This is a genomic window from Streptomyces sp. T12 (assembly GCF_028736035.1).
Lineage (GTDB): Bacteria > Actinomycetota > Actinomycetes > Streptomycetales > Streptomycetaceae > Streptomyces.
On sequence record NZ_CP117866.1, the window covers coordinates 8,853,795 to 8,877,415 of the forward strand.

Annotated in this window: 21 protein-coding genes and 1 pseudogene; 8 read left to right on the forward strand and 14 right to left on the reverse strand. The window is 69.7% G+C overall.

What is annotated here, in order from left to right; genetic code table 11:
- Positions 1-441: 441 nt before the first annotated feature.
- The 4 genes from PBV52_RS39700 to PBV52_RS39715 are packed head-to-tail and all read right to left on the reverse strand — an operon-like array spanning position 442 to position 3,804.
- Entirely contained in the window at positions 442-1,068 is a 627-nt protein-coding gene (locus PBV52_RS39700) for a TetR family transcriptional regulator (protein WP_274245469.1), read from the reverse strand.
- A 35-nt stretch (positions 1,069-1,103) separates the two neighbouring features.
- Entirely contained in the window at positions 1,104-1,862 is a 759-nt protein-coding gene (locus PBV52_RS39705) for an SDR family NAD(P)-dependent oxidoreductase (protein ID WP_274245470.1), read from the reverse strand.
- A 16-nt stretch (positions 1,863-1,878) separates the two neighbouring features.
- Positions 1,879-2,616, reverse strand: coding sequence for an SDR family NAD(P)-dependent oxidoreductase (locus tag PBV52_RS39710; protein ID WP_274245473.1), 738 nt, complete (start codon positions 2,614-2,616; stop codon positions 1,879-1,881).
- A 42-nt stretch (positions 2,617-2,658) separates the two neighbouring features.
- Complete coding sequence (locus tag PBV52_RS39715; protein ID WP_274245475.1) at positions 2,659-3,804, reverse strand: acyl-CoA dehydrogenase family protein; 1,146 nt, start codon at positions 3,802-3,804, stop codon at positions 2,659-2,661.
- A gap of 555 nt (positions 3,805-4,359) precedes the next feature.
- Here PBV52_RS39715 and PBV52_RS39720 point away from each other — a divergent pair.
- Positions 4,360-5,577, forward strand: coding sequence for an acetyl-CoA C-acetyltransferase (locus PBV52_RS39720; RefSeq protein WP_274245476.1), 1,218 nt, complete (start codon positions 4,360-4,362; stop codon positions 5,575-5,577).
- A gap of 218 nt (positions 5,578-5,795) precedes the next feature.
- The gene (locus tag PBV52_RS39725) at positions 5,796-5,996 is read left to right on the forward strand and encodes a hypothetical protein (RefSeq protein ID WP_274245478.1); all 201 of its coding nucleotides are present in this window, start codon (positions 5,796-5,798) and stop codon (positions 5,994-5,996) included.
- A gap of 179 nt (positions 5,997-6,175) precedes the next feature.
- Here the strand turns inward: PBV52_RS39725 and PBV52_RS39730 are convergent, their stop codons facing one another.
- On the reverse strand, positions 6,176-6,784 hold the full coding sequence (locus tag PBV52_RS39730; protein ID WP_274245480.1) for a hypothetical protein: 609 nt from the start codon (positions 6,782-6,784) through the stop codon (positions 6,176-6,178).
- Positions 6,781-7,350 (reverse strand): RNA polymerase sigma factor, encoded by a 570-nt coding sequence (locus PBV52_RS39735; RefSeq protein ID WP_274245482.1) that lies wholly within the window; start codon positions 7,348-7,350, stop codon positions 6,781-6,783. The genes PBV52_RS39730 and PBV52_RS39735 overlap by 4 nt, the downstream gene beginning before the upstream one ends.
- Positions 7,351-7,763: 413 nt before the next feature.
- On the opposite strand from PBV52_RS39735, the gene PBV52_RS39740 reads away from it, so the two are divergent.
- The 4 genes and pseudogenes from PBV52_RS39740 to PBV52_RS39755 form a co-directional block, all read left to right on the forward strand.
- A complete protein-coding gene (locus tag PBV52_RS39740) occupies positions 7,764-8,333 on the forward strand; it encodes a TetR/AcrR family transcriptional regulator (protein WP_274245484.1) in 570 nt (189 codons plus the stop codon).
- Between the two features lie 356 nt (positions 8,334-8,689).
- Positions 8,690-9,568 carry an alpha/beta fold hydrolase gene (locus PBV52_RS39745; RefSeq protein ID WP_274245486.1) on the forward strand — a complete coding sequence of 293 codons (879 nt, stop codon included), beginning with the start codon at positions 8,690-8,692 and terminating at the stop codon, positions 9,566-9,568.
- Between the two features lie 104 nt (positions 9,569-9,672).
- Positions 9,673-11,349, forward strand: a complete 1,677-nt coding sequence (locus PBV52_RS39750) for a CocE/NonD family hydrolase (protein ID WP_274245488.1) — start codon at positions 9,673-9,675, stop codon at positions 11,347-11,349.
- Between the two features lie 416 nt (positions 11,350-11,765).
- Positions 11,766-12,235: pseudogene (locus tag PBV52_RS39755) on the forward strand (transposase); the annotation flags it as partial.
- Between the two features lie 332 nt (positions 12,236-12,567).
- Here the strand turns inward: PBV52_RS39755 and PBV52_RS39760 are convergent.
- Positions 12,568-12,960: a nuclear transport factor 2 family protein gene (locus PBV52_RS39760; protein WP_020269986.1), complete on the reverse strand. Its 393-nt coding sequence runs from the start codon at positions 12,958-12,960 to the stop codon at positions 12,568-12,570.
- 131 nt (positions 12,961-13,091) lie between these two features.
- Here PBV52_RS39760 and PBV52_RS39765 point away from each other — a divergent pair, with 131 nt between their 5' ends.
- Entirely contained in the window at positions 13,092-13,667 is a 576-nt protein-coding gene (locus tag PBV52_RS39765; protein WP_274245493.1) for a PadR family transcriptional regulator, read from the forward strand.
- Positions 13,668-13,994: 327 nt separating this feature from the next.
- Here PBV52_RS39765 and PBV52_RS39770 read toward each other — a convergent pair whose 3' ends face one another.
- Both PBV52_RS39770 and PBV52_RS39775 read right to left on the reverse strand, forming a co-directional pair.
- Complete coding sequence (locus PBV52_RS39770) at positions 13,995-14,801, reverse strand: SGNH/GDSL hydrolase family protein (RefSeq protein WP_274245495.1); 807 nt, start codon at positions 14,799-14,801, stop codon at positions 13,995-13,997.
- 460 nt (positions 14,802-15,261) lie between these two features.
- Positions 15,262-16,722, reverse strand: coding sequence for an aldehyde dehydrogenase (locus PBV52_RS39775; RefSeq protein WP_274245497.1), 1,461 nt, complete (start codon positions 16,720-16,722; stop codon positions 15,262-15,264).
- Between the two features lie 369 nt (positions 16,723-17,091).
- Between PBV52_RS39775 and PBV52_RS39780 the strand changes: the two genes are divergently transcribed.
- The gene (locus tag PBV52_RS39780; protein ID WP_274245499.1) at positions 17,092-18,036 is read left to right on the forward strand and encodes a superoxide dismutase; all 945 of its coding nucleotides are present in this window, start codon (positions 17,092-17,094) and stop codon (positions 18,034-18,036) included.
- Positions 18,037-18,104: 68 nt separating this feature from the next.
- On the opposite strand, the gene PBV52_RS39785 is transcribed toward PBV52_RS39780, so the two are convergent.
- From PBV52_RS39785 to PBV52_RS39805, 5 genes are all read right to left on the reverse strand, one after another.
- Complete coding sequence (locus tag PBV52_RS39785; RefSeq protein ID WP_274245501.1) at positions 18,105-19,586, reverse strand: aldehyde dehydrogenase family protein; 1,482 nt, start codon at positions 19,584-19,586, stop codon at positions 18,105-18,107.
- A gap of 141 nt (positions 19,587-19,727) precedes the next feature.
- Positions 19,728-20,018: a hypothetical protein gene (locus PBV52_RS51470; RefSeq protein ID WP_306801460.1), complete on the reverse strand. Its 291-nt coding sequence runs from the start codon at positions 20,016-20,018 to the stop codon at positions 19,728-19,730.
- On the reverse strand, positions 20,015-20,926 hold the full coding sequence (locus PBV52_RS39795; RefSeq protein ID WP_274245504.1) for an SDR family NAD(P)-dependent oxidoreductase: 912 nt from the start codon (positions 20,924-20,926) through the stop codon (positions 20,015-20,017). The genes PBV52_RS51470 and PBV52_RS39795 overlap by 4 nt, the downstream gene beginning before the upstream one ends.
- 125 nt (positions 20,927-21,051) lie before the next feature.
- Positions 21,052-21,699 carry a response regulator transcription factor gene (locus PBV52_RS39800; RefSeq protein ID WP_274249860.1) on the reverse strand — a complete coding sequence of 216 codons (648 nt, stop codon included), beginning with the start codon at positions 21,697-21,699 and terminating at the stop codon, positions 21,052-21,054.
- Complete coding sequence (locus tag PBV52_RS39805; protein ID WP_274245506.1) at positions 21,687-23,339, reverse strand: histidine kinase; 1,653 nt, start codon at positions 23,337-23,339, stop codon at positions 21,687-21,689. Before PBV52_RS39805 ends, PBV52_RS39800 begins: the two co-directional genes overlap by 13 nt.
- Positions 23,340-23,621 lie beyond the last annotated feature (282 nt).

Below are 23,621 nucleotides of genomic sequence, written 5' to 3' on the forward strand. Positions count from 1 at the left end.
CACAGCGGCCCCGCTGGCGATGCAGGTACCTGCCGAGCCGCTCAGCGGTGGCTGGTTGCCTATCACGCGGGCCGCTTCGATGCCCTGGATGTTTCATCGAGGGCCTGGCCTTGAGGACGCCTGGTCTCCCGACAGCGGCGATCCAACGGCAGGCGTCCGGCGTCGCGGCCCGGCGGGATCGGCCGAGCCCCCGGTAGGCACAGTGCACGAGATCGTCACCTTTGCCGATCCGGGGCCGATAGTGATGGCGCACCGGAGCGCCAAGCGCCGCCGGGAGGCGTGGGTTCGAACTGCCGGAGCGAGGCAGGCGCACCCAGGGAGGTCTGGCAGGCCGACCATCCCCAACTCGACATCTGGGTGCTCGACTTCTCCGGGAAACCGGGGCGCCCGTGGCTGACCAAGCGCGACGTAGCCGTGATGGGAGAGAGCCGACGTCGTTCGTCAGCCTGCGGTCGCGGACCGGTGGTCGGTGCCCAGCATGGCCAGCACCAGCGTCGCGTAGCGGCGGCCGAGGCTGACGGGAGTGTGGTGGCCGCCGGGGGCGTACCAGCGGCTGACGTCGACGCCGAGGGAGAGTACCGCCAGCGCGACACCGCCCGGGTCCTCGGTGCGGAACGCCCCGGACGCGATGCCGGCCGCGATCTCGTCGAGCACCACTTCCTCGGTGCGGCGGCGGAGCCGGAGGATCTCGTCACGGTGGCCCGGCGCGAGTGCGCCGAGCTCGTACTGGACGACGCGGGCCAGCTGGTGGTGGCGGGCGTGCCAGGCGGTGTAGTCGTGAACCAGCGCCCGTAGCCGACCGACCGCCGTCACCTCCTCCTCCAGAGCGCGTTCCACTGCGGCCAGTGCGCTGCGGTGGCCGGCGAGGCTGATCGCGTAGAGGAGGTCTTCTTTCGTGCGGTGGTGTGCGTAGACGGCCGACGGGCTCATCCCGGCGGCGGCGGCGATGTCGCGGGTGGAGGCGCCGTGGTAGCCGCGGGCGGCGAAGGCCGTGAGCGCCGCCTCGAGGATGCGCCGGGAGCCGGGGCCGGCCTCGCCCCACAGGTCGTCGGTTGCGCTGGTTGTCACGCGCCCATTCTTGCGGATCACGTCTGTCGGTCTGCTCAGCTGATGATGAGGCCGCCGTCGACGGTGAGGGTGGTGCCGGTGACGTAGCTGGAGGCGTCGGAGGCGAGGAAGACCACGGCGGCGGCGAGTTCCTCGGGTTCGCCGGTGCGGGGAAGCGGGATGCGGCGGACGATGTCGTCGATGTTGTCGGCGTCCTGACGGGCGGTCATCTCGGAGGCGAAGTAGCCGGGGGCGAGGGCGTTGACACGGATGTTCTTGCGGTGGCTCCACTGGGCGGCCAGGTCGCGGGTGAGACCGAGCAGGCCCGCCTTGGAGGAGGAGTAGCCGGCCTGCGGCAGGCCGGTGTTGACCAGGCCGAGGACGCTGGCGATGTTGACGATGGAGCCGCCGCCGGTCATCACTCGGGCTGCCGCCCGGGCCATCCAGTAGGCACCCATGAGGTTGATGTCGATGATGCGCCGGAAGTGCTCCGGTGTCTCCCGGCTGGCCGGGACCGCATCGGCCACGCCGGCGTTGTTGACCAGGACGCCGACGTGGCCGAAGTCCGCGGCGGCCGCCGCGACCGCATGGCAGTCGTCGGGCGAGGCGACGTCGGCCTTGACGCACAGGGCGCGGCGGCCCGTGGCCTCGACGAGGCGGGCGGTGTCGGCGAGCCGGTCGGTGCGTCGGGCGGCCAGGACGACGTCGGCCCCGGCTTCGGCGAGGGCCTGGGCGAAGGCGACGCCGAGGCCGGAGGAAGCGCCGGTGACGATGGCGACGCGGTCGTCGAGGCGGAAGCGGTCGAGGATGTTCACAGGGGCTCCAGAGAGGTCAGATGGACAGGCCGCCGTCGACGGGCAGCACGGCACCGGTGATGTAGCCGGCCTCCTCAGAGGCGAGGAAGGCGACAGCCGCGCACATCTCGCTCGGGTCGCCGAAGCGGCCCATCGGGATGCCGGCAGTCAGCTCGGCGCGCTTCTCGGCGAGGACGGAAGAGACCATGCGGGTCTCCGCGTTGGGGGAGATGGCGTTCACGGTGACGCCGAAGCGGGCGAGCTCCTTGGCGGCGGTGCGGGTGAAGCCGATGATCCCGGCTTTGGCGGTGGCGTAGTTGGCCTGGCCGATATTGCCGTGCAGACCGGAGTAGGAGGTGACGTTGACGACCCGGCCATACTTCTGCGCGCGGAAGTGGGGGACGCACGCCCGGGTGAACCGGAAGGCGCCGCCCGCGTGAACGGCCAGTACGGCGTCCCAGTCGTCGTCGGTGAGCTTCCACAGGACGCCGTCGCGCAGGATCCCGGCGTTGTTGACCAGGACGTCGACGCGGCCGGTCTCGGCCAGCGCGGTGGCGACGACACGCTCCGCGTCAGTGCTGGAGGCGACGTCCGCAGCCACCCATAGAGCGTCCAACTCCTTCGCCACCGCGCGGAGTTCGTCCTCGTCTCGGTCGACCAGGACCACGTCCGCGCCTGAAGTGCGCAGGTGGCGACCGAGTTCGAGGCCGATGCCGCGGGCTGCGCCGGTGATGATCACGGTGTGGCCAGTGAAGTCGAAGCTGAGGTTGCCCATCGGGCGCTCCAATCCGGATAGTGGTGTCCGTGTCCAAGGGCCTTACAGGCCGAGGTCGCGGCCGATGAGTTCCTTCATGATTTCGTTCGAGCCGGCCCAGATCTTGGTGACACGGGCGTCCTGCCAGGCTCGGGCGACCCGGTATTCGTTCATGTAGCCGTACCCGCCGTGCAGTTGGACGCAGGCGTCGAGGACCTCGTTCTGCACCTGGGCGGTCCACCACTTGGCCTTGGCCGCGTCCACCGCCGAGAGTCGGCCCGTGACGTGGGCGGCGACGCACTGGTCGACGAAGGCCTGGGTCACCTCGATCTGGGTGACCATCTCGGCCAGCCGGAACTTGTTGTACTGGAAGGAGCCGACGGACTGGCCGAAGGCCTTCCGCTCCTTCACATACTCCAGCGTCTCGTCCAGGATCTGCGCGGCGTGGGCCAGGTTGAGCACGGCGGCACCGATCCGCTCCTGCGGGAGCCGCTCCATCATGTGGATGAAGCCGCGGTCGACTTCGCCGATGACGTTGGCGCCCGGGACTCGCACGTCGTGGAAGAACAGCTCGGCGGTGTCGGCTTCGTGCTGACCGACCTTCTCCAGCTTGCGCCCTCGCTCGAAACCGGGCATGTCCGTCTCCACGGCGAACAGCGTGATGCCCTTGGCGCCCTTCTCCGGGCTGGTGCGAGCGGCGACGACCACGAGGTCGGCGCCGAAGCCGTTGGTGATGAAGGTCTTGGAGCCGTTGAGGGTCCAGTTCTCGCCGTCGCGCACGGCCGTGGTCCGCAGGGCCGCAAGATCGGAACCTGCCGAGGGCTCGGTCATACCGATCGCGGTGACCAGCTCGCCCGCGCAGAACCGCGGCAGCCAGCGCTCACGCTGCTCCTCGGTGGTCAGCTCGACCAGGTAGGGGGCGACGACCTCGCAGTGGATGGTGAACGAGGAGGCGAATGCCACCGACAGCCGGGCGAATTCCTCGTGCAGAACCGCGGTGAAGCGATAGTCGCCCGCCTCGCTGCCGCCGTACTGCTCCGGTATCAGCAGCCCGAGCAGTCCTTGCTGCCCAGCGGCCTTCCACGCGGCGCGGTCGATCGCCCGCTGCTGGATGAACCCCTCCTGGCGCGGCCGCAGCTCGCGCTCCACGAATGCCCGGACGGAGGTCCGGAAGGCCTCGTGGTCGGCATCGAAGACGGTACGGCGCACAGGAGCTCCTCGTCGCTCGCCGGAAATAGGAAGCAGGAAGTAAGCGAGTGCATAGTAACTATGCGAGTGCTTAGTTTTCTTAGGCGGGTCGATTCCGTCAACCCCGTCTGCGAGGTAGGCGGCCATGACGTACGCCACGGGGGTCCTCCATCGCGCGCAGTGGAGTCCGCCGGCGGTTCCCCCATCAACTCCCAACACATCAACCGTGTTGACGGGTCTGGTTGAGCGGGGTGATGGGCGGCCATGCCCGCAGGCAGGCGCGGATCGGTGGCGTGCTCGCTCCGCAGTGCCGCCGAACGTCTGTATGCGATTGCCTCGGTCGCCGAAGGCATGCGGGAGGACGGCGGGCCGGGGCGCGGCGCTCACCGAGGTACCCGAGCCAAGACGAAACGGGCAGGGGCCGTCTGGCGCGGACGTACCACGGCGAGGCGCGATCGTCCTATGGAGTACCTGTTTCGGGTGGCTACCTTGCTGACGTCATCCCTGTTCTGCCGGAGCTTGAGAGCCGCTCGCCCGGACGGAACCCACCGCCAGATCTCCGAGAAGAGCACTCAGATGCCCGAAGCCGTGATTGTGTCCTACGCCCGCTCGCCGATCGGTCGGGCGTTCAAGGGGTCGCTTAAGGAGATGCGCAGCGACGATCTCGCCACCCAGGTGATCGCTGCGGCGCTCGCCAAGGTCCCGGAACTCGACCCCGACGAGATCGGAGACCTGATCCTCGGCTGCGGTCTGCCCGGTGGCGAACAAGGCTTCAACATGGCGCGCAACGTCGCGGTCCAACTGGGCTACGACAACCTGCCGGGCACCACGGTGACCCGCTACTGCTCATCGTCGCTGCAGACGACGCGGATGGCCTTCCACGCGATCAAGGCAGGCGAAGGTTCGGCCTACATCTCGGCGGGCACAGAGGCCGTGTCTCGGTATATCAACGGCAACTCGGACTCCTGGCCGGACACGCAGAATCCCGCGTTCCGCGTCGCTCAGGCACGCTCGGCCGCCAGGCAGGCGAGCCACGAGGCTTGGACCGACCCTCGCGAGTCGGGAGTGGTGCCCGACGTGTACATCAGCATGGGTGAAACCGCGGAGAACGTTGCCTCCCTCACGGGCATCAGTCGCGAAGAGCAGGACCGGTGGGCGGTTCGTTCGCAGTGCCGAGCCGAGGAGGCCATCGCGCGCGGCCACTTCCGCAAGGAGATCACCCCGATCGCCCTGCCCGACGGCTCGATCGTGACCGAGGACGACTGCCCGCGGCCCGGGACGACGCTCGATGCGGTCTCCGCGCTCAAGCCGGTCTTCCGTGAGAAGGGCTCCGTCACCGCCGGCAACTCGTGCCCGCTCAACGACGGAGCGGCGGCCCTCGTCATCATGTCCGATGTCCGGGCGCGTGAACTCGGCCTGCAGGCGCTGGCTCGCATCATCTCCACCGGCGTGACCGCTCTCTCGCCGGAGATCATGGGCCTCGGCCCCATCGAAGCCACCCGTCAGGCACTCGACCACGCAGGCCTGACCATGAGCGACGTCGACCTCGTAGAGATCAACGAAGCATTCGCCGTGCAGGTGCTCGGCTCTGCACAGGCGCTGCAGATCGACGAGGACAAACTCAACGTTTCGGGCGGGGCCATCGCGTTGGGCCACCCCTATGGGATGACCGGAGCGCGGATCACCGGATCGCTCATCAACAACCTTCAGGCCCATGACAAACAGATCGGCCTGGAGACGATGTGCGTCGGCGGCGGGCAGGGCATGGCCATGCTGATCGAGCGGCTCGCCTAGGGCGTAGCCCGTCGGTCCCGGCAAGCGCAGAGATCCATACAGTCGCGCGACGCGGCCGGATCGACCGCGGCCGCCTCAGGCCGAACTTTCGCCTAAGCGGGCCAGCGCAACCTCTACGCAATCCCTGGACCGAGCGAGGAACCGAGAAGCCGACTTCTCCCGGGCTCACCACCTCAGCCGGAGCAGCTCACCGTCTCAAACGGAGCGGAGGTAACAACATGACCGACCTGACCCTCGACGTCTACACCTGCGCCCTGCAGGAGCTGCCCAACGGCGGGGCGTTCTCGCCGGCCACCTCGACGATCATCGCCGGACCGACCGAAGCCGTGCTGGTGGACACCCAGTACATGGAACGCGACGTAGCCGAGCTCATCCGGCGCCCCCCTGTAGCGCGCCGCTTCTCATCAGGCCGTCAGTGAAGGCGGGGGCCGAGGGCGAGCGCCGGCTGCTACTGGGGGCGGCGTCCGGTGACGTCCCCGCCCAGGTCGTCGGGCAGGGCGATGCGAGCGGTGACGCGTTTACCGACCGGCTCCCGCTGAACCTCGCAACGAGGCAACGGCAGACCTTGCGAGACGGAACAGCCGCCGACCCGGTGCGCTCACTGCCCGAACGCCCGGTCGTAGAGGCTCCGCAGCTTCGGGGTGGCCTCGGCATCGCCGTAGCACACCGGGACCTTGCCGTCCTTGGCGTAGACGAGGTAGGTCTGGCCGACAGCGAACTCCTGGCCGAATGACTCCAGTTGTCCTTCGTGGGTGTTGTCGAGCCGGACGGTGGAGGCGTCTTCGCCGCGGTACCAGTGGTCCACTCGGAGAGTGATCTGGTCGCCGTCGATGGAGGTCGCGGTGCCCTCGAAGGCGGTCGTGTACTGGCGCAGGGTGGTGACGTCGAGCTCGGCGCACCCTGTGGCCGGGCCGCTGCCTGTGCCCTGCTGAACGGTCAGGACCAGCGGGGCGGCCACGGCCGGAGGAGTATCGCGGGTCGCCGTGACTCCCCAGGTGATGCCGGCTCCCACCGTGAGCACAGCGGCGGCTGCTGCGGCCAGCAGCAGGGGGCGGCGGGGGCGGTCCGATGTGCGGGGGGAGGTGCGGACTGTGGTGTCGGCGGTCATGGTGGCCTCCAGGAGACGGTTGATGTCGGGCTGGGGAGCATCAGAGGTCCGCGCCGGGTCGATGGCCCTCATCCGGGCCAGCAGTTCTTCGTCGTTCACCGGTTGCTCCTTCCTTCACCCATCTCATGTCCGGCCTTGTCGTCATTCTTTCGGTCAAGCAGAGCGGCGAGTTTCTTCTTTGCCCTGTGCAGGCGGATGCTGACGGCGTTGGCGGTCAGTCCTGTCACTTCCGCTATCTCGCGCGGGGTCAGCCCCTCCCATGCCCAGAGCAGCACCACCTCACGGTCCAGGGCGCCGAGTGTGCCGAGTGCGGCGTGCAGTTCGGGGTGCTCGGCTTCCCCGGGCTTTGGCGGCGGTGCGGTACGGGTCAGCCGTTCCACGAGCCGGAGCCTGCGCCCTTCCGCCCGGCGGGCGTTGGACAGGCAGCCGCGTGCGACGCCGTAACACCAGGGCAGCACGCTGTCGGGGTCGGTCACGGGGCCCTTCCCGAGCCCGGGCACGTCCTCGAGGCGGCGCCAGAGCACGAGCATCGTCTCCGCGAGGATGTCGTCTACCGCGTCGGTGTCCGCCCGGCGCAGCAGATATCGGTGCAGCGGCTCTGCCACCGCGCGCGCCAGCGCATTGAAGCGGGCTTCTCGGGCCCGGGCACGTTCCAGCTCCAGCATGGATTCCACACCCCCACCTGTCCGGCCGGGGCCTGTTCCTTTCATCGCCACGGGCACTCTACTTACCCGGCCCAAGGGAGGTCCGTCGCGCCGGCCGAGGCGACGGCCGCTTCCCGACTGTCCCGGCCTGCGAGGTCCGGCACGGGTAGGTCGGCCACGACCCTTCGCGCGCGTCCTCCCAGAGTTCGAAGCCGCTGCGGCAGAGATCCTCTACAACGGCGCCCAGTGGGCGCGGGCCTGGCCAGGGGCTGCACCGCGTCCCCGCCCGGACGAAGCCTCAGAAGACCGCCGTCCCGGCGTAGCGGAACCGTACTCACATGCCCGCTCGGCCCGTGGGCGGCGCGAGGTCGCCCCGGTAAGGCACTGTAAACCGATCGGTTTTCATTTTCTCTGCATCGAGTTAACCTCGCGGTATGACCACCGAAGTGAAGCCAAATACCAGAGAGCGGCTGCTGGAGGCGGCGGCCACGCTCACCTACCGAGACGGTGTCGGCATCGGCGTCGAGGCGCTGTGCAAGGCGGCGGGGGTGTCGAAGCGTTCCCTGTACCAGCTGTTCGAGAGCAAGGACGAACTGCTGGCGGCGAGCCTGAGGGAGCGCGCCTCTGCCTTCGCGGCCGGGCTCCTGCCGGCGGCGGACGACGGCCGTTCACCCCGCGAGCGGATCCTGCACGTCTTCGACCAGCTGGAGGAGCAGGCGGGTACGCCCGACTTCCAAGGCTGTCGGTACCTGGCTGCTCAGATCGAGCTCAAAGACCAGAGTCACCCTGCGAGCCAGGTGGCCCACCGGGTCAAAGGGAATCTGACCGCCTTCTTCCGTGCCGAGGCCGAACGGGGCGGGGCAAGCCACCCCGACCTGCTGGCCCGGCAGCTCAGCCTGGTCTTCGACGGCGCCAGCGCCCGCGCGGGGATCGGAGCCGACAATCTGACAGGGCTCGTCACGCCCACCGTGACCACCCTGCTCGATGCGGCAGGCATGCACTGACGCATCCCCTTTCGAGCGGGCGCCGTGACCGTGCCCTCCCCGGACCGATGGCTCCCGCCCCTGATTCCCCGCAATCGAGGGGAGCCCGGTGGTCGCAAGGGCGTTGACGGGCGTGCCGCGCGCCAGGAGGAATCGGCGACCGCCGTGCGTGACACTCTCGCGTCTCCCCTGTGCGCTGACCCTATTGCTGCGGATGGCAACCTCAGCCTTGCGCTCGGAAACCGATCGGTTTACGATGATGGAAACCGGTCGGTTTCTCAATGAATCCAAGGGCTGGTCCGTGGTCACGCCCCCTTCGGGCGGGCCCTATCCGAATCACCCGTCCGCAGCAGTTCACACAAAGGGAAGCCAGCGAGATGCCCAGCCCAGAGCCACGTCCCACGATTCACATTCCGGGGACCACCAGCCACACCATCGCCCCGCGCACAGGACGCCACAGCCGTGAGGGAACCCTGCGCTACCTCAAGGCGGGCACCGGTGCTCCCGTGGTCCTGCTGCACACCGTGCGCACCCAGGCCGAGCACTTCCGCCACCTCATCCCGCTGATCTCGGACCAGTACACCGTGTATGCCCTCGACCTGCCGGGGATGGGCTACTCCGAGATCGTGCCCGGCGCGTCGTACGACGAGCCGGCCATGCGCGCGGGCGTCAAGCGGCTCCTGACCGAACTCGACCTCCACGACGTGACGTTGGTGGGGGAGTCCATGGGGGCGGTGCTCGCCCTGACCGCCGCGGCCGACCTGCCCGAGCGGGTCCGGCGCGTCGTCGCGGTGAACGCGTACGACTTCCGCGGCGGTATCGCCCGGTCCAGTCTTCTCGCCCGTGTGGTGGTCGGCGGTGTCCTCACTCCGGGGGTGGGCCCGGTGGTCGCCGGGGTGGAGCCCAAGGCCGCCCTCCGCAGGATCCTGCAGGGCGGGCTGGTCGACAAGACCGCTCTGCGGGAGGACTACGTCGACGAGCTCCTCCAGGTGGGCAGCCGCCCCGGCTACCCGACCGTCGCCAGGGCCGTGTACCAGAACCTGCCCAGCCTCATCGCCGCCCGCTCGCGCTACCCCGAGGTCAAGGCACCCGTCCACCTCGTCTACGGGGAGAAGGACTGGTCGCGGCCGTCGGACCGGCAAGCCGACAAGGAACTGCTGCCGGCCGCCGATTTCACGCAGGTGCCGGGAGCAGGCCACTTCATCGCCTTGGAACGGCCCGACCTGCTGGCCGACCTGCTGAACGCGGTGGCGTGACCGCCCCGAGAGCGCCGTAGTCACCCCCGTTCGGGTGTAGTGCGGGACGGGGACCAGGTTCGACCATGTGCCTGACAGCGTCGTGGCATGCAAAGGGGCAGCGCATGGCAGAGATTCAGATCGAGTTCGATGTTCCGGCGGAGATGCGTGATGGCACGGTGCTGCGCGCGGATGTCTACCGGCCCGGGGGTACGGGGCCGTGGCCGGTGCTGCTGAGCCGACTGCCGTACGGCAAGCAGATGGCCCTGGCGATCGCCCTCCTCGATCCCCTGGCGGCGGCTCGGCGTGGCTTCATGGTGATCCTCCAGGACACCCGCGGCCGGTTCGCCTCCGAGGGGGAGTGGGAGCCCTGGACGTACGAGGAGAGCGACGGGTACGACACCGTACGGTGGGCCGCTGCCCTCCCCGGAGCGAACGGCTCCGTCGGCATGATCGGCGCCAGCTACTTCGGCAACACCCAGTGGATGGCGGCGCTGTCCAAGCCGCCGGAGCTGAAGGCGATCGCGCCGATGGTCACGTGGTCCGACCCGGACGACGGACTGTGGACGCGCGGCGGCGCGATCGAACTCGGCATCACCGCGCCCTGGTCCCTCATGATGGGCGCCGACGCGCTGATGCGCCGTCACAGCACCGACCCGGCCACGCTCGGCGGCAGCCTCGGCAGGCTCGTGCAGGATCTCGACGGCCTGGCCGACGGCGGCTACGGCGAACTGCCCGCCGGGCGGTTCCCCGCGTTCGCCCGGCACGACCTTCCCGAGCTGGGCTACGAGCGTTCCCGACGGGAGCCCGACTGGGCGCGTTCCTCCCGTGTCGCGGGCCGGCACGACGAGGTCGACCTGCCCACCTTCCAGGTCGGCGGCTGGTACGACATCTTCGCCCAGGGCACGCTCGACAACTTCACCGCCATGCGCCGCGCCGGCCGGTCCGCCACGCTGATCATGGGTCCGTGGAGTCACGCCAACCAGCAGCACGTCATCGGCGACGTCAACTTCGGGTTCGGCGCGAACTCCGCCTTCATGGGCATGCGCGGACCCCTGCACGGCCTCCAGCTCGACTGGTTCCAGCGTACGATCGGCGACGGTGAGGCGCTGGAGCCGGACACGGGCAGGGTGCTGCTGTTCGTCATGGGCATCAACCAGTGGCGCGAGGAGACGGAATGGCCCCTGTCGCGGGCCGTGGACACGGACTTCCACTTGCGCGCCGACGGACGCCTGACGCAGGAGCCGCCCGCTGTCGCCGAGCAGGCCGAGGAGTTCACCTACGACCCCATGGACCCGGTGCCCACCACCGGCGGCGCGTTGCTGATGACCGACGAGTTCCGTCCCGGGCCTCTCGACCAGAGGGACGTGGAGGCGCGCGAGGACGTCCTGGTCTTCACCACCGAACCCCTCGCCGAGGACGTCGAGGTGACCGGCCGCGTCCGAGCTGTGCTCTTCGCCGCTACGGACGCACCCTCGACCGACTGGGTGGCACGCCTGTGCGACGTAGACGAGCACGGTGTCTCCCGCAATGTGGCCGACGGCATTGTGCGGGTGCGTGCGGCGACACCGGGCGAGGCGGCCGAACACGTCGTGGACCTGTGGTCGACCAGCATCGTCTTCCGGGCGGGTCACCGGATACGGGTCCAGGTCACCTCCAGCAACTTCCCCCGCTGGGACCGCAACCTCAACACGGGCGAACCCGAGGAGAACGCGACCACGGCCCGAGTGGCCCGGCAGCAGGTCTTCCACGACCCCGCCCGGCCGTCCCGCATCGTCCTGCCCGTGGTGCCTCCAGCCTGACCGGGAGCGATGGGAGAGCCCGCCGATCCGTTGCTCCGGTGGGCAAGGGCGCCGAAGTGGCCACGTCGGCTCGGTCGAAGGGCGGCAGGCATCCTGCGGCGGAGGCGATGACCTCCCACGGGCGCCTGCCCCTCGGCAAACGCCGCGGTGAAGATTCCTCGGTCAGCAGACCGACCAGGTTCCGCTCGACCGGCCTGCGATGACGCGGCCGGATCCGGAGGCGGCGGCCATCCGGTCGAGTACGGCACCGAGGGCCTGGGCCAAGGGGGCACGAGCGCAACCGCCGGCGCACCGAACTCGCCGCCCCGGAGCCACGTTGACCGACACCGAACCTCTGCTCGTCGAGCAACGCGGCACCGTCCGGTGGCTGCTGCTCAACCGCCCCGAGCGGCGCAACGCCCTCGAGCAGAGGCGGCGGACGGGCAGCCGTCCTCAACGTCCGTGTGCGGGTGCGGCGCTTGGTGTGTCCCACGCACGGCTGCCGGCAGCCCTTCCGCGAGCAGATGCCCGGAGTGTTTGAGCGTCACCAGCGACGCACGGCCCGCCTGGCCAGGTAAGTCAAGGCTGTGGTAAAGGAGTTGGCGGGCCGGGCGGGATCTCGTTTGCTGACGATACTCGCGGCGGGCCTGCTCGCCACACGGCTCTGCGCGCCCTGCTGCGCATCCCGTTGCGCACCGGGCGGACGCCCCGCGTGATCGGCGTCGACGACTTCGCTCTGCGCCGGCGGCACCGCTATGCCGCCGTGGTGATCGACGCCGAGACCTATGAGCGGATCGACGTGCTGCCCGACCGCACCGCCGACACGCTGGAAGCTTGGCTGCGCGAGCATCCGGGCGTCGAGGTCGTGTGCCGTGACGGCTCCGTCACGTCCCTGCGAGCGCGAAGAACGCTCGACGCGGGCGCGGTTGCTGGGGAAGGCGTCCTCCAGGGCGTCCACGGCGCCGGCCCAGTCGGCGGGCAGGGTCACGTCGCGCCGGCCGGGTACCACGGCGCGATACAGGTCGTGCTCCTGGACGAACTCCAGTGAGTCAGCGACGCCCAGCTTCTCGAACAGCCCGCGCAGCGTGTACTGCTGGCCCTCCATGCCGACTCCGGACAGCTGGTGCAGCGCTGTCTCGAACTCGAAGCGGCCTCGTCGAAAGGAGGTGGCGCAGCCGCCGGGGACGTTGTCGCGCTCCGCCAGGAGGGTGCGCAGTCCGTCGAAGTCCGTCGTCGTGGTTACTGTTCGGCGGCCTCTCGGGCGATCTGCTCGAACTGGGCGCCCATGGCCTCGCCGAGCGCCTGGGCGGCGGAGAGCGGGCGCACCATCACTGTGAACTCGTCGATCTTCCCGTCGTCGTCGAAGTGCAGGAAGTCGCATCCCTGGAGCTGCTTGCCGGCGACAGTGGCGGTGAAGACGAAGGCGTGATCGCGGCCGTCGGAATTGGCGATCTCACGGATGTAGGTGAAGTCCTCGAAGACCCGGAGCACGCCGCGCAGGATCGCCGCGGTGATCGCCTTGCCCGGGTACGGCTTGAAGGTGACGGGGCTGGTGAAGACGACGTCGTCGGCCAGCAGAGCGGCCACGGCGTCCAGGTCGCCGCTCTCGACGGCCTTGCGGAAGGGATGCATGAGCCCACTTCCCATACTCAGAAATGTGAATAGGTGTGTTGGAGAGTAGAGGGCCCGTTAGGGCTTGTCTACAGGGAAGGGGGGGGGATGACTATTAGTCACCTTGTTGATTAATCTGCTAGCTTGCATCCATGGCTTTGCGGAACGCGGTGATGGCCGCGCTGCTGGAGGGCGAGGCGTCCGGGTACGACCTCGCGAAGGCGTTCGACGCGACGGTGGCCAACTTCTGGATGTCGACGCCTCAGCAGCTCTACCGGGAGCTGGATCGCATGGAGGCCGAAGGGCTCGTCACGGCCCGCGTCGTCGAGCAGAAGCGCCGCCCCAACAAGCGACTGTTCTCCTTGACGGAGGCCGGGCGGAAGGCCGTCCACGCCTTCACCGCCGAGCCCTTGGGTAAACCGGCGGTGATCCGGGACGAGTTGCTTGTCAAGGTGCAGTGCCTGGACGCGGGCGACATGGAAGCGGTCCAGACCGCCATCACCGAGCGCATGGAGTGGGCCACCGCCAAGCTGGCCCGCTACGAGCGGCTCCGGCAGCGCCTGCTCGACGGGCGCTCTGAGGAGGCGTACTTCGCCGAGGCCGAGCGCATCGGCCCGTATCTCACCCTGCTGCGCGGGATGTCGTTCGAGCGGGAGAACCTCCAGTGGGGGGACATGGCGCTGCGCAGGCTCGAACAGCGCACGGCCGCGCTCCGGGCCGACGGCTGACTGCGGCGGTCCCACCCACACAGTTAGTCAATAATTTTAGTAGCTGGATGGTCGTGAGCAGCCCGGCCTCCCAGGGGTCGTCGGTCTGTGTGCGAGCGAGGACCGGCTGCGGTTCCTTGTCGGCGGGATTGCGATGCAGTCCCTTGTGTTGGACTGACGTAGAACACGGTGAACAGCAGTGCCACGACGCCTACGACCACATCGCTGACGATCCGCAGACGCTTCGCGCGTAGTACGCGAAGGGATGGACGTCACTCATTTCCAGCTCCCGTCCGGTGAAGAGCAGTTCAGCACGAGGAGCCGCCGGCGTCGTCGCAAGCCAGAGCATCACACCGATGGGGAGGTGTCCCCAGCGGACGCGGCCACCGGAAGCAGCGCCGGCCGCTTGGCCTGGCGGCCGTCGCCGGAGGAGCGGCCACGCAGGCGGCGGCCGATCCAAGGGCCGAGGAAGGTGCCGGCCCAGCGTAGTTCGGCACCCGCGGTCCTCCAGACAGAGATGTCTGTCCCCTCGGCCGGAAGGGGAAGGGTCCACTTGTCGTCGCTGCCCGGCAGACCGAGCGCCTGGGCCGCGGCAGCCGCGATGCGCGCGTGTCCCAGCGGGCCGGCGTGCAGCCGGTCAGCACTCCACAACCGGGGATCGGTCGCCGCCGCGTGCGCGGCCGTCTCCGCCACCACCACGCCGTGGCGGTCGGCGGCCTCCCGGATGCGCGCGTTGAGTGCGAGAACACGGTGACCGATCGGGCGGGCCAACGGCGTGATACGCCCGACATCGGGAAACATGAGGGTCGCGACGGTGGCGCCCTGCGCCGTGAGGGCGGCGAACATCGCCTCAACATGGCCTGCCACCTCGTCGAGGTCGCAGCCCGGGCGCAACGCATCGTTGACCCCAGCCACCACGGTGGCGAGGTCGGGCCGCATCGCGAGAGCCGGAGCCAGCTGCTCGGCGCGCACCTGACCGGCCTTACGGCCGCGCACCGCGAGGTTGGCGTAGAGCAGGCCGGGGCTGTGGCGGGCGACCTGCTCGGCGAGCCGGTCCGCCCAGCCCCGAAGACCACGGACGTCGTCGCCGTCCCCGAGCCCCTCGGTGTGACTGTCACCCAGGGCGACATAGCGCAGATACCCACTGCTCGACACGGGGTCGACCGCCTCTCGTCAACGCTGCTGATGGAAGTGGCACATGGCCATCGCTAAACAACTAGGCACCTAGTCGCATTGTTGAATATGAGGATAGCTACGGGCTCACCTTCCTGCAAAGTGACGCCGCTCAGGCAGGAGCTGAGGCCGTCGAGGGCGGTCCACCGCCTTGGTCCCGTGCCGACCTCACCGCCCATTGCCTCTTCAGACCTGAGCACCGACCACGGTCTGAGCCGGCACCTGAGCGCCCGGGTCATCAACGGCATGCACAACGAGGACGCGGTCGGCTTCGCCACCGCCCGCCGTTTCGCGCCGAACCGCCCGTACCGGGTCACCTTCAACGGTGGCGTCCACGGCCCGGGCGACAACGCCTACTGCCAGGCCGCCATGTCCCCGGCCGATCCGGCCGGGAGGGTCCGCCGGCGGCGGCCGGGCGCTCGGAGTCGGCCCTGTCGAGGGGTCAGGCGAGGGAAATAACGACCGACTTGGTCCTCGTGTACGCCTGCAGCGCCTCCGGCCCGGATTCGCGTCCGTAGCCGGACTGCTTGACGCCGCCGAAGGGCACGGCGGGATCGAGCATGGCCCAGTCGTTGACCCAGACGATGCCGGCGTCCAGTCGCGCGGCGACCCGATGGGCGCGCGCCAGGTCGGACGTCTGCAGACCGGCGGCGAGTCCGTACGGCGTGCTGTTCGCCAGCGCGATCGCCTCTTCCTCGGTGTCGAAGGGCTGAACCGTCAGCACCGGGCCGAAGATCTCCTCCTGGACGGTGCGGGCGTCGTTGTCCAGGCCGGCGATGACGGTGGGCTTGAAGTAGTAACCGCCGTTGAGTTCCAAGCGCTCACCGCCGACGACGATGCGGCCGCCGTCCTCGACGGCCGCTTTCACGAAGCCCTCGACGTTCTCCACGTGCCGCTCGCCGGCCATCGGCCCGACGACGGTGGCCGGGTCGAAGGGGTCGCCGACGGGGACCGCCGGAACCGCGTCGGCGAGGATGCCCATCGTGGTGTCGTACAGGGACCGGTGGACCAGCAGCCGGGGTCCGCCCATACAGAACTGTCCGGTGTTGAAGACGAAGGCCTTGATGATCGCGCCGATCGCCTTCCCGACGTCGGCGTCCTCGAAGACGATGTGCGGCGCGTTGCCACCCAACTCCATGGTGACGGGCTTGAGTTGCTCGCCGGCCGTGCTCGCCGCCAGGCGGCCGACCCTCGTCGACCCGGTGAAGGCGATCTTGTCGACGCCCGGGTGACGCACCAGTGCCTCACCCAGGACGGGGCCGCTGCCGGTGACGACGTTCACCACTCCCGCGGGAACGCCGGCGTCGGCGAGGATCTCCGCCATCAGCAGCGCGCTGAGGGGGGTCTCGTCGGCCGGTTTGTGGACGATGGTGTTGCCGGCCGCCAGGGCGGGGGCGAACTTCGACGTGCTGAGGATCAACGGGAAGTTGAACGGGGTGATCGCTCCCACCACGCCGATGGGCTCCCTGCGGGTGTAGGCGTGGGAGGGGAGGGGGATCTCTCGCGTGGCCCCGTCGACCGACTGCGCCAGCGCCGAGTAGTACTCGTACGTCTCGGCCACGGTCTCCACGTCCACCCCCCGGCTGAACGAGACGGGCTTGCCGACGTCGAGGCTCTCCACGGCGGCGATCTCGTCCGCCCGTTCGCGCACCAGATCGGCCACCCGGTGCAGCACCCGGGCGCGCTCGCGGCCCGGCGTCCGGGGCCACGGCCCCGTGTCGAAGGCCTCGCGTGCTGCGGCCACCGCGGCGGCGAGATCGCTGCCGTCGGCCTCCGCGACCGTGGTGACGACTCTGCCGGTGGACGGGTCGATGACGTCGCGCCGCTCCTTGGACTCCGCGTCCCGCCACTCTCCGCCGATGAACAGCCTGCCCGGTTCGATGTGCGGTCGCTGCACGCTCATGGCCCGCTCGCCCTCCCGGTGCGGCGCTCAGCCGTCACCGTGCTCACGCCGGTCGCGCCACTGCGGCCGGCAGGTTTTCGGATGATGGCCCAGCGGTGACGGCCTGGACAGGGAGCCGGGAGATGAGCGCCGGAAGTAAGGACGAATGACGTATCCCGGGCGCGACGTTCAGCCTTGTCAGGTCGGCCTGCTGTCGAGTGGCGCGCCTTCGCGGTCCGTGCTCCCGCCGGCCCGGCAGCTTTCCGTCCGATGGACCGAGGAGAGTCAGGACATTCGTCGCTGTGCACAGGTACTTGAACTCTCAAGAATTGGTCCAGGAGCCCAGCCGGACCGGCACGGCCCGTCTTGTTTTCCGTGGAAGGACGATCGATGACAAGTTCTCTCGCACGCAGGCAGCTTCTCGGCGCGGGCATCGCCCTGGGAGCGACGGCCCTGATCGGTGGTACGGCACAGGCCGCCCCGGGCACCGCCAGATCCTGGCCCGGGGAGTTCTCGCTGCCCAACGGCTGGGGGCCGGAGGGAGTCGCGATCGGCTCCGCGCCGTACGCCTACTTCGGATCGATCGCCACCGGCGGCGTGTACCGGGTGAACCTCGCGAGCGGCAAGGGCAAGGTCGTCCACCGCGGCCTGGGGCGCATGACGGTCGGCCTGAAGGTCGACTCCTGGGGGCGGCTGTTCCTGGCAGGCGGCAGCAGTGCCGAACTGCGGGTCGTCGACGCCCACAGTGGTGCGCTGCTCGCCAACCACGTCGTCGCCGGAGAGAACAGTTTCGTCAACGACGTCCTGCTCACCCACGACGCCGCCTGGTTCACCGAGTCGTTCAGCGCACAGCTCTTCAAGCTGCCGCTGGGCAGGCAGGGCAGCATCGGGGCCCCGGAGAGCCTCACGCTGAGCGGTGACTGGGTGCAGTCCGGTTTCACGTCCAACGGCATCTCGCTCACGCCCGACGGCAGCGCCCTGCTCGTCACCAACGCGGCCGCGGACGGCGGTTCGCTGATGCGCGTCAACCCCCACACCGGCGTGGCCCGCAAGGTCGACCTGGGTGACACGACGCTGCCCAGCGGCGACGGGCTGGTGCTCATCGGCCGCACTCTCTACGTGGTCCAGCCCAACCCCAACCAGGTGGACGTGATCCGGCTCAACCGGTCGGGTACAAGGGGCACTGCGATCGGAGTGATCAGGGACGACCGCTTCGACCTGCCCACCACGGCCGCCGCCTACCAGGGTCGGCTGTACCTCCCCAACTCCCGCTTCACCACCCCGGACCGGGATGAGAACACCCCTTACAACGCAGTGTCCGTGCCGTTGGTGTGACGTACGACCGGAGTACGGCTGGACCCCGCCCACTCAAAGCCGGCGGGGTCCAGCGGTACTCGCCGTTTCTATCCGTGCGTCGTGATGGTGTGCGCTTCGGTGAAGGAGAGCAGGCCGTCCGGGCCCATCTCGCGTCCGATGCCGCTCTGGCGGAAGCCGCCGAAGGGGGCTCGGTCGTCGCATGCGACGGCGTTGGCGTGGTTGATCCAGGTGGTGCCGGTGCGCAGCCGTTCCGCGAGGCCCGCCGCGCGGGCGGGGTCGGCGCTCCAGACCGAGGAGCACAGTCCCGACCAGTCGTTGTTGACCTGGTCCAGTACGGAGTCGACGTCGTCGAAGGGCAGGATCGGCAGGGCGGGGCCGAACTGTTCCTCGGTGACGATTCTCAGGCCCGGGTCGGGATCGAGGACGAGGGCGGGGCGCAGGAAGTGTCCTCCTGAGGAGGCGGCGCCTGGGGCCAGGGTGCCCAGTTCGCGGATCTCGGCTCCGGCGTCGGCCGCCTCGGTCAGCATGGCGGTCACCTTGTCGCGCTGGGCGGCGCTGTTGAGCGGGCCCATGGTCGAGGCGGGGTAGGTTCCCGGGCCCACGCGTTGGGTGTCGAGGGCAGTGGCGAGCGCGTCGACGAGTTCGTCGTAGCGGGAGCGGTGGACGTACAGCCGTTTGACGGCCATGCAGACCTGGCCGCTCGTCAGGAACGCGCCCTGGACGAGCCGTCCGATGTGCTCCTGATCGAGTACGGCGTCATCGAGGACGATCGCGGGGTCGTTGCCGCCGAGTTCGAGGGTCACCGAGGCGAGGTTCTGCGCGGCGGCGGCCATGATGTTCTTGCCGGCGGCCGTGCTTCCGGTGAACACGATCTTGCGGACGCGGGGGTCGGTGAGCAGCGGGGCGACCGCGTCGTTGCTGCCGGTCACGACGTTCAGGACGCCGGCGGGGAGTCCCGCCGCGAACAGTTCCAGGGTGCGCACCATGGCCAGCGGCACGGTGGGCGGAGGCTTGACCACGGCGGTGTTCCCGGCAAGCAGCGCGTACGGCAGGCTCGCGCCGAGGATCGCGATCGGCCAGTTGAACGGGACGATGACGGTGACCACGCCCATGGGGAGCCGGTGGATGTGCGAGGTCAGCGGCGGGCCGTCGAGGTGCCTTACCTGGTCGAGGGAGTCGACCAGGTCGATGGCCGCCCGGATGCGGGCGACGAAGACGCTCATCTCGATCTGGCTCTCGAGGGAGATCTTGCCGTTCTCGCGGGTCATCAGCGCTGCCCGGTCGGCCTCACTGCCGTCGAGGAGGGTGAGCGCCTGGCCGATGATCTCCGCTCGCCGGCGCGCGGGCATCGCCGCCCAGCTCGGGAACGCCGCGTCCGCGGCGGCTACGGCCGCCCGGGCCTGCTCGACGGTGGCTGCGGCGGCGTGACCGACGATCTGCTCAGGGGCCGCCGGGTTGTGGACGGCTGTCCAATCGTCGGTCTCGACGGTCCTGCCGCCGATGAGCAGTCCCGTCCGGACCGGCGCCGCCCAGGTCTCCGCCGGTGCTGTGGGGATTCTTTCGGACATGCGGCTCTCCAAAGGATCAGGTGCGCCCCTTCGTTCGGTGTCGCGAGCGCACGGAACGGGCGAAGACCAGGAAGCACGGGAAAGAAGGAGTGGCGACGCCTGACGGACGATCATCCGTATGGCGGACGGTTCAGGCCAGAGTCACTTCGGACGCTCGGATGTGTCGAGCTCTCCGACGAACAGCCGGCACCCGGCATCCGGTCCGTCACCGCCCCGCTGCGGGACGGCTCCGGCCGGGTCATCGCGGCCCTCAACGTCAACTGCCACGCGGCCGAGACCTCGGTCGAGCGGCTCGTCGAGGAGTATCTGCCGCTGCTGCAGATCGCGGGAGACATCAGCGCGGATTTCGCCCGCGTCGCCGCGGTGCCGCAGGCCTGGGAGGAGCCGCTGCCCGCCGCACGGACCTCGATGACGGGGGCCGATGCGCGTCACGCCTCCTCGAAGGCCTCCAGGTCGAGGGGCGTGGGCATGAAGTCCTGGAGCCGGTCGGCATAGGCATGGGAGAAGAGTTCGGCGACCGACTCGGCGGTCCAGCCGCCCTGCCCGAACCGCTCCTCGACCTCACCGGGGTGCGTCCACAGGGCGATCCGGTCGCCCCCAGCGGCGATGGCCTGTCCGGTGACGTGGGCCGACTCCTTCGACGCCAGATACACGATCATCGGCGCCACGTCGTCCGGCGAACCGAGACCCTGCCGCCGGAGGGCCTCGGGTACAGGCTCCCCCGCGTCGACCTTCGCCACGAGGTCACCTATCCGGGGCATGGTCGCCACCATGCGCGTCAGCGCGGTCGGCACGATGGCGTTGACCGTGACGTCGATCTTCGCGAGTTCGACGGCCCAGGTGCGCGTCATCGCGACGATCGCGCCTTTGGATGCCGAGTAGGCGGTCTGGCCGAAGCTCGCGCGCTGCCCCGCCGGTGATCCCACCAGGATGAGCCGACCGCCCTCTCCCTGTTCACGGAAACGGGCCGCCGCCGCGCGGCCGCAGGTGAACGTACCGCGCAGATGGCTGGTGACGACGAGGTCGAAGTCGTCGTCGGTGGTGTTGCGCAGGGTCCTGTCGCGCAGCGCACCGGCGTTGGTGATCATCACATCGAGCCGGCCGAACTCGTCGACCGCGCGCCGGACCAGCCCGTCGGCGAACTCGGCACCGCCGACCGCGCCGACATGGGCGACGGCTGTTCCACCCGCGTCCGTGATGACGTCGACCGTCTCCGCGGCCACGTCGGCGTCCAGGTCGTTCACGACGACGGCGGCGCCCGCCGCCGCCAGCGCGCGGGCGTAGGCCCTTCCCAGGCCTCGGCCCGCACCTGTGACAATGGCGACTTTGCCGTCGAGCATGCTGTCCTCCTGAGCTGGGGGTCGGTACCCCTGAGCGTAGGAACGCTCCGGGCCCGGGAGGAACCCGCTGATGACGGCACCTGCGGCGGACCTGTGTCCTGAACCGCCCAGGACATCCGTCGCGGTCAGCCCCGCGGCGGGACCAGACCCTGCCGCACCGCGAACAGCGCGGCCTGGGTCCGGGAGGTGAGCCGGAGTTTGCGCAGGACGTTGCTCACGTGGGTGCGGGCGGTGCGCTCGCTGATCACCAGCTCGTCGGCGATCTGCTGGTTCGACCGTCCCTCGGCGACCAGTACGAGGACGTCGCGTTCCCGGCCGGTGAGCGAGGCCAGCCCGGTCGGTGGCGAAACGATCTCCTGGGTCAGTCCCCTGGCGACCGCGGGGTCGAGGAAGACCTCGCCCCGGGCGGCCGCGCGGATGGCGGCGACCACCTCACCCGCCTCGGCGTCCTTGAGCAGGTAGCCTGCGGCTCCCTGGGCGAGCGCCGCGTGGACGCGTTCCATCTCGCCGAAGCTGGTGAGCACCACGACCCGGAGACCGGGGTGGCGCTGCTTGATCACTCCGATCGCCGTCGCCCCGTCCATCCTGGGCATGAGCAGGTCGATCAGCACCACGTCCGGGAGTTCCTGGTGGGCGGCCATCGCGTCGAGCCGGGTGAGCGCCTCCTGCCCGTCGGCGGCCTCCGCAGCGACCTCCATGTCGTCCAGGACCTCGAGGTAGGCGCGGATCCCGCGGCGTACGACGGCGTGGTCGTCGACGATCAGGACCCGGATGGGGCGGGGTCCGGTGTCTCCGGCAACGGCACCGCCCGCGGAGTGCTCCGTGAGCCGTCCGTCTCCGTGTCCGGGGGCTCCGGCACCCGTACGGGCAGGGGTATGACGACCCGTACGGCCGTACCGCTCTTCCCGGATCTGATCCTCATGGCGCCGCCCCATCGTTCCGCCCTTTCCCGCATGGTCGTCAGTCCGTAGCCGTGGTCCCAGTGCGCGCCGGTCGTCCGCCCGTCGTCCTCTCCTTGCCCCGAGCCGCCGCGCCCGCCGGATGCCGCGAGTCCGCGACCGTCGTCACGGACGCCGGCGGTCAGGGTGTGGTCGCGTACGCCGAGGCGGATGGTGACGGTGGTGGCCCCCGCGTGTTTGACCACGTTGTGGATGGCCTCGGCGACGATCCGGTACATGTCCTCCGCCAGGTCGGGTTCGACCGCGTTCAGCTCCGCGCCGAACAGCAGTCGGAAGCTGAGACCCGTCCGGTTCTCGGTGCTCTTGACGAGTGCGCTCACCGCCTCTTCCAGGCCGAGCCGGGTGGAGGTGGGACGCAGTTCGTGCACCATCGCCCGAAGGTCGGCGAGGACCGTCTGCGACAGGGCCCTGACCTCCTCCGCGAACTGCCGGACCGCCTCCGCCGGCACCGGCTTGTCGCGCGCCCCCAGCACTCCGACGGCGTTGGCCTGCATGCCGATGGAGAACACCTGCTGGACGATCGAGTCGTGCAGGTCGCGGGCGAGGCGCCGGCGCTCGTTCCGGCGGGCCCCTTCACGTTCGCGCTGCAGCAGCGTGGCGTAGTCGACGGCGAGCGCGGCCTGCTCCGCCATGGCGGCCAGGAACTCCAGCGTTCGGCCGCCGATCTCCTGACCGGGTGCGAAGTACGCGTTGAGCACCCCTTCGGGTCGGCCGCGCGCCATCAGCGGAACACTGACGAAGGAGTCCCAGTTGAGCTCCCCGAGGTAGGCGTGCAGCGGTTCCCAGGCCGGATCCTCGCGGATCTGGGCCCACCGGTGGGGCACGACGATCGGTTTGCGCTCCCGCAGGGTGTCCAGCATGCTCAGCCGGGCGCCGCGGTCGCGGCACTCCAGCAGCCGGTCGAGGAACGCGTCCCAGTGCCGTAGCCCCGCCGAGCCCATCAGCCGCAGTTCGCGGCCTGTGCTGTCCAGGATGAGGATCTGTACGCCGGCCAGGCCGTCGGTCTGGACGATCTGCCGGGCAACGGCGTCGAGGGTCGAGCCGAGCGAGCCCTCCGAAGCAAGTGCGATCGACGACTGGGCTATCGCCGCGATCCTGCGCTGCCGGTGCCACTCGTCGGTCACGTCGCGGAACGACACCACCGTGAACTTCGGGTCGCCCGGCAGGACGCGGGCCCGGTAGGCGAACTCCCGGCGGGTCCCGGAGGCGGGCATCCAGTGAGCCACGCGCTCGTCCGACTGCTCCTCCAGCAGCCCTGCCCGGCACGCGCCGGTGGCCCCTTCCGCCAGCGCGAACGGGGATGTCCTACCGAGCAGGTCGGCCTCCTCGGGTGCGCCGCACAACGCGACCCCCGCGGGGTTGAGGCGGACGAACCGGCCGACGCAGTCCAGTACGGCCAGGCCGTCCGGCGCGACGGCGGCGACCTCGTCCCACCCCACGGGTGATGCGGACATGACCGACCTCCTCATCGTCGTTGTGACCGGCGGGCGTTGGACCTTGCTGTCGAAGTCCGCCGTGATGCTGATCCGACGCGTTGGATTCGCCGTGCCGGTTCGCCACGCGGATGCGCTGCGTCAGGAGAACGCGTCAGTCGGTGAGCGGACTGGGGCGACTCGCGATCGCCCCAGCATCGTAGCCCGGCGGATTCGGAGCGGATCTACGTCATTCGTCCTGTTCACCGCCCTGTCGAAGCGCCGAGCCGGTCGAGTCATTGCACGCGTTCCGCAAGGAGTGCG

What these genes read in the sequence shown, in the direction of transcription:
- PBV52_RS39735 (WP_274245482.1), bottom strand. Translation starts at nt 7,350, where the DNA reads ATGCTGGAGCTGGAACGTGCCCGGGCCCGAGAAGCCCGCTTCAATGCG.
- PBV52_RS39780 (WP_274245499.1), top strand. Translation starts at nt 17,092, where the DNA reads ATGACAAGTTCTCTCGCACGCAGGCAGCTTCTCGGCGCGGGCATCGCC.
- PBV52_RS39750 (WP_274245488.1), top strand. Translation starts at nt 9,673, where the DNA reads ATGGCAGAGATTCAGATCGAGTTCGATGTTCCGGCGGAGATGCGTGAT.
- PBV52_RS39785 (WP_274245501.1), bottom strand. Translation starts at nt 19,586, where the DNA reads ATGTCCGAAAGAATCCCCACAGCACCGGCGGAGACCTGGGCGGCGCCG.
- PBV52_RS39805 (WP_274245506.1), bottom strand. Translation starts at nt 23,339, where the DNA reads ATGTCCGCATCACCCGTGGGGTGGGACGAGGTCGCCGCCGTCGCGCCG.
- PBV52_RS39745 (WP_274245486.1), top strand. Translation starts at nt 8,690, where the DNA reads ATGCCCAGCCCAGAGCCACGTCCCACGATTCACATTCCGGGGACCACC.
- PBV52_RS39725 (WP_274245478.1), top strand. Translation starts at nt 5,796, where the DNA reads ATGACCGACCTGACCCTCGACGTCTACACCTGCGCCCTGCAGGAGCTG.
- PBV52_RS39740 (WP_274245484.1), top strand. Translation starts at nt 7,764, where the DNA reads ATGACCACCGAAGTGAAGCCAAATACCAGAGAGCGGCTGCTGGAGGCG.
- PBV52_RS39760 (WP_020269986.1), bottom strand. Translation starts at nt 12,960, where the DNA reads ATGCATCCCTTCCGCAAGGCCGTCGAGAGCGGCGACCTGGACGCCGTG.
- PBV52_RS39795 (WP_274245504.1), bottom strand. Translation starts at nt 20,926, where the DNA reads ATGCTCGACGGCAAAGTCGCCATTGTCACAGGTGCGGGCCGAGGCCTG.
- PBV52_RS39710 (WP_274245473.1), bottom strand. Translation starts at nt 2,616, where the DNA reads ATGGGCAACCTCAGCTTCGACTTCACTGGCCACACCGTGATCATCACC.
- PBV52_RS39775 (WP_274245497.1), bottom strand. Translation starts at nt 16,722, where the DNA reads ATGAGCGTGCAGCGACCGCACATCGAACCGGGCAGGCTGTTCATCGGC.
- PBV52_RS39720 (WP_274245476.1), top strand. Translation starts at nt 4,360, where the DNA reads ATGCCCGAAGCCGTGATTGTGTCCTACGCCCGCTCGCCGATCGGTCGG.
- PBV52_RS39765 (WP_274245493.1), top strand. Translation starts at nt 13,092, where the DNA reads ATGGCTTTGCGGAACGCGGTGATGGCCGCGCTGCTGGAGGGCGAGGCG.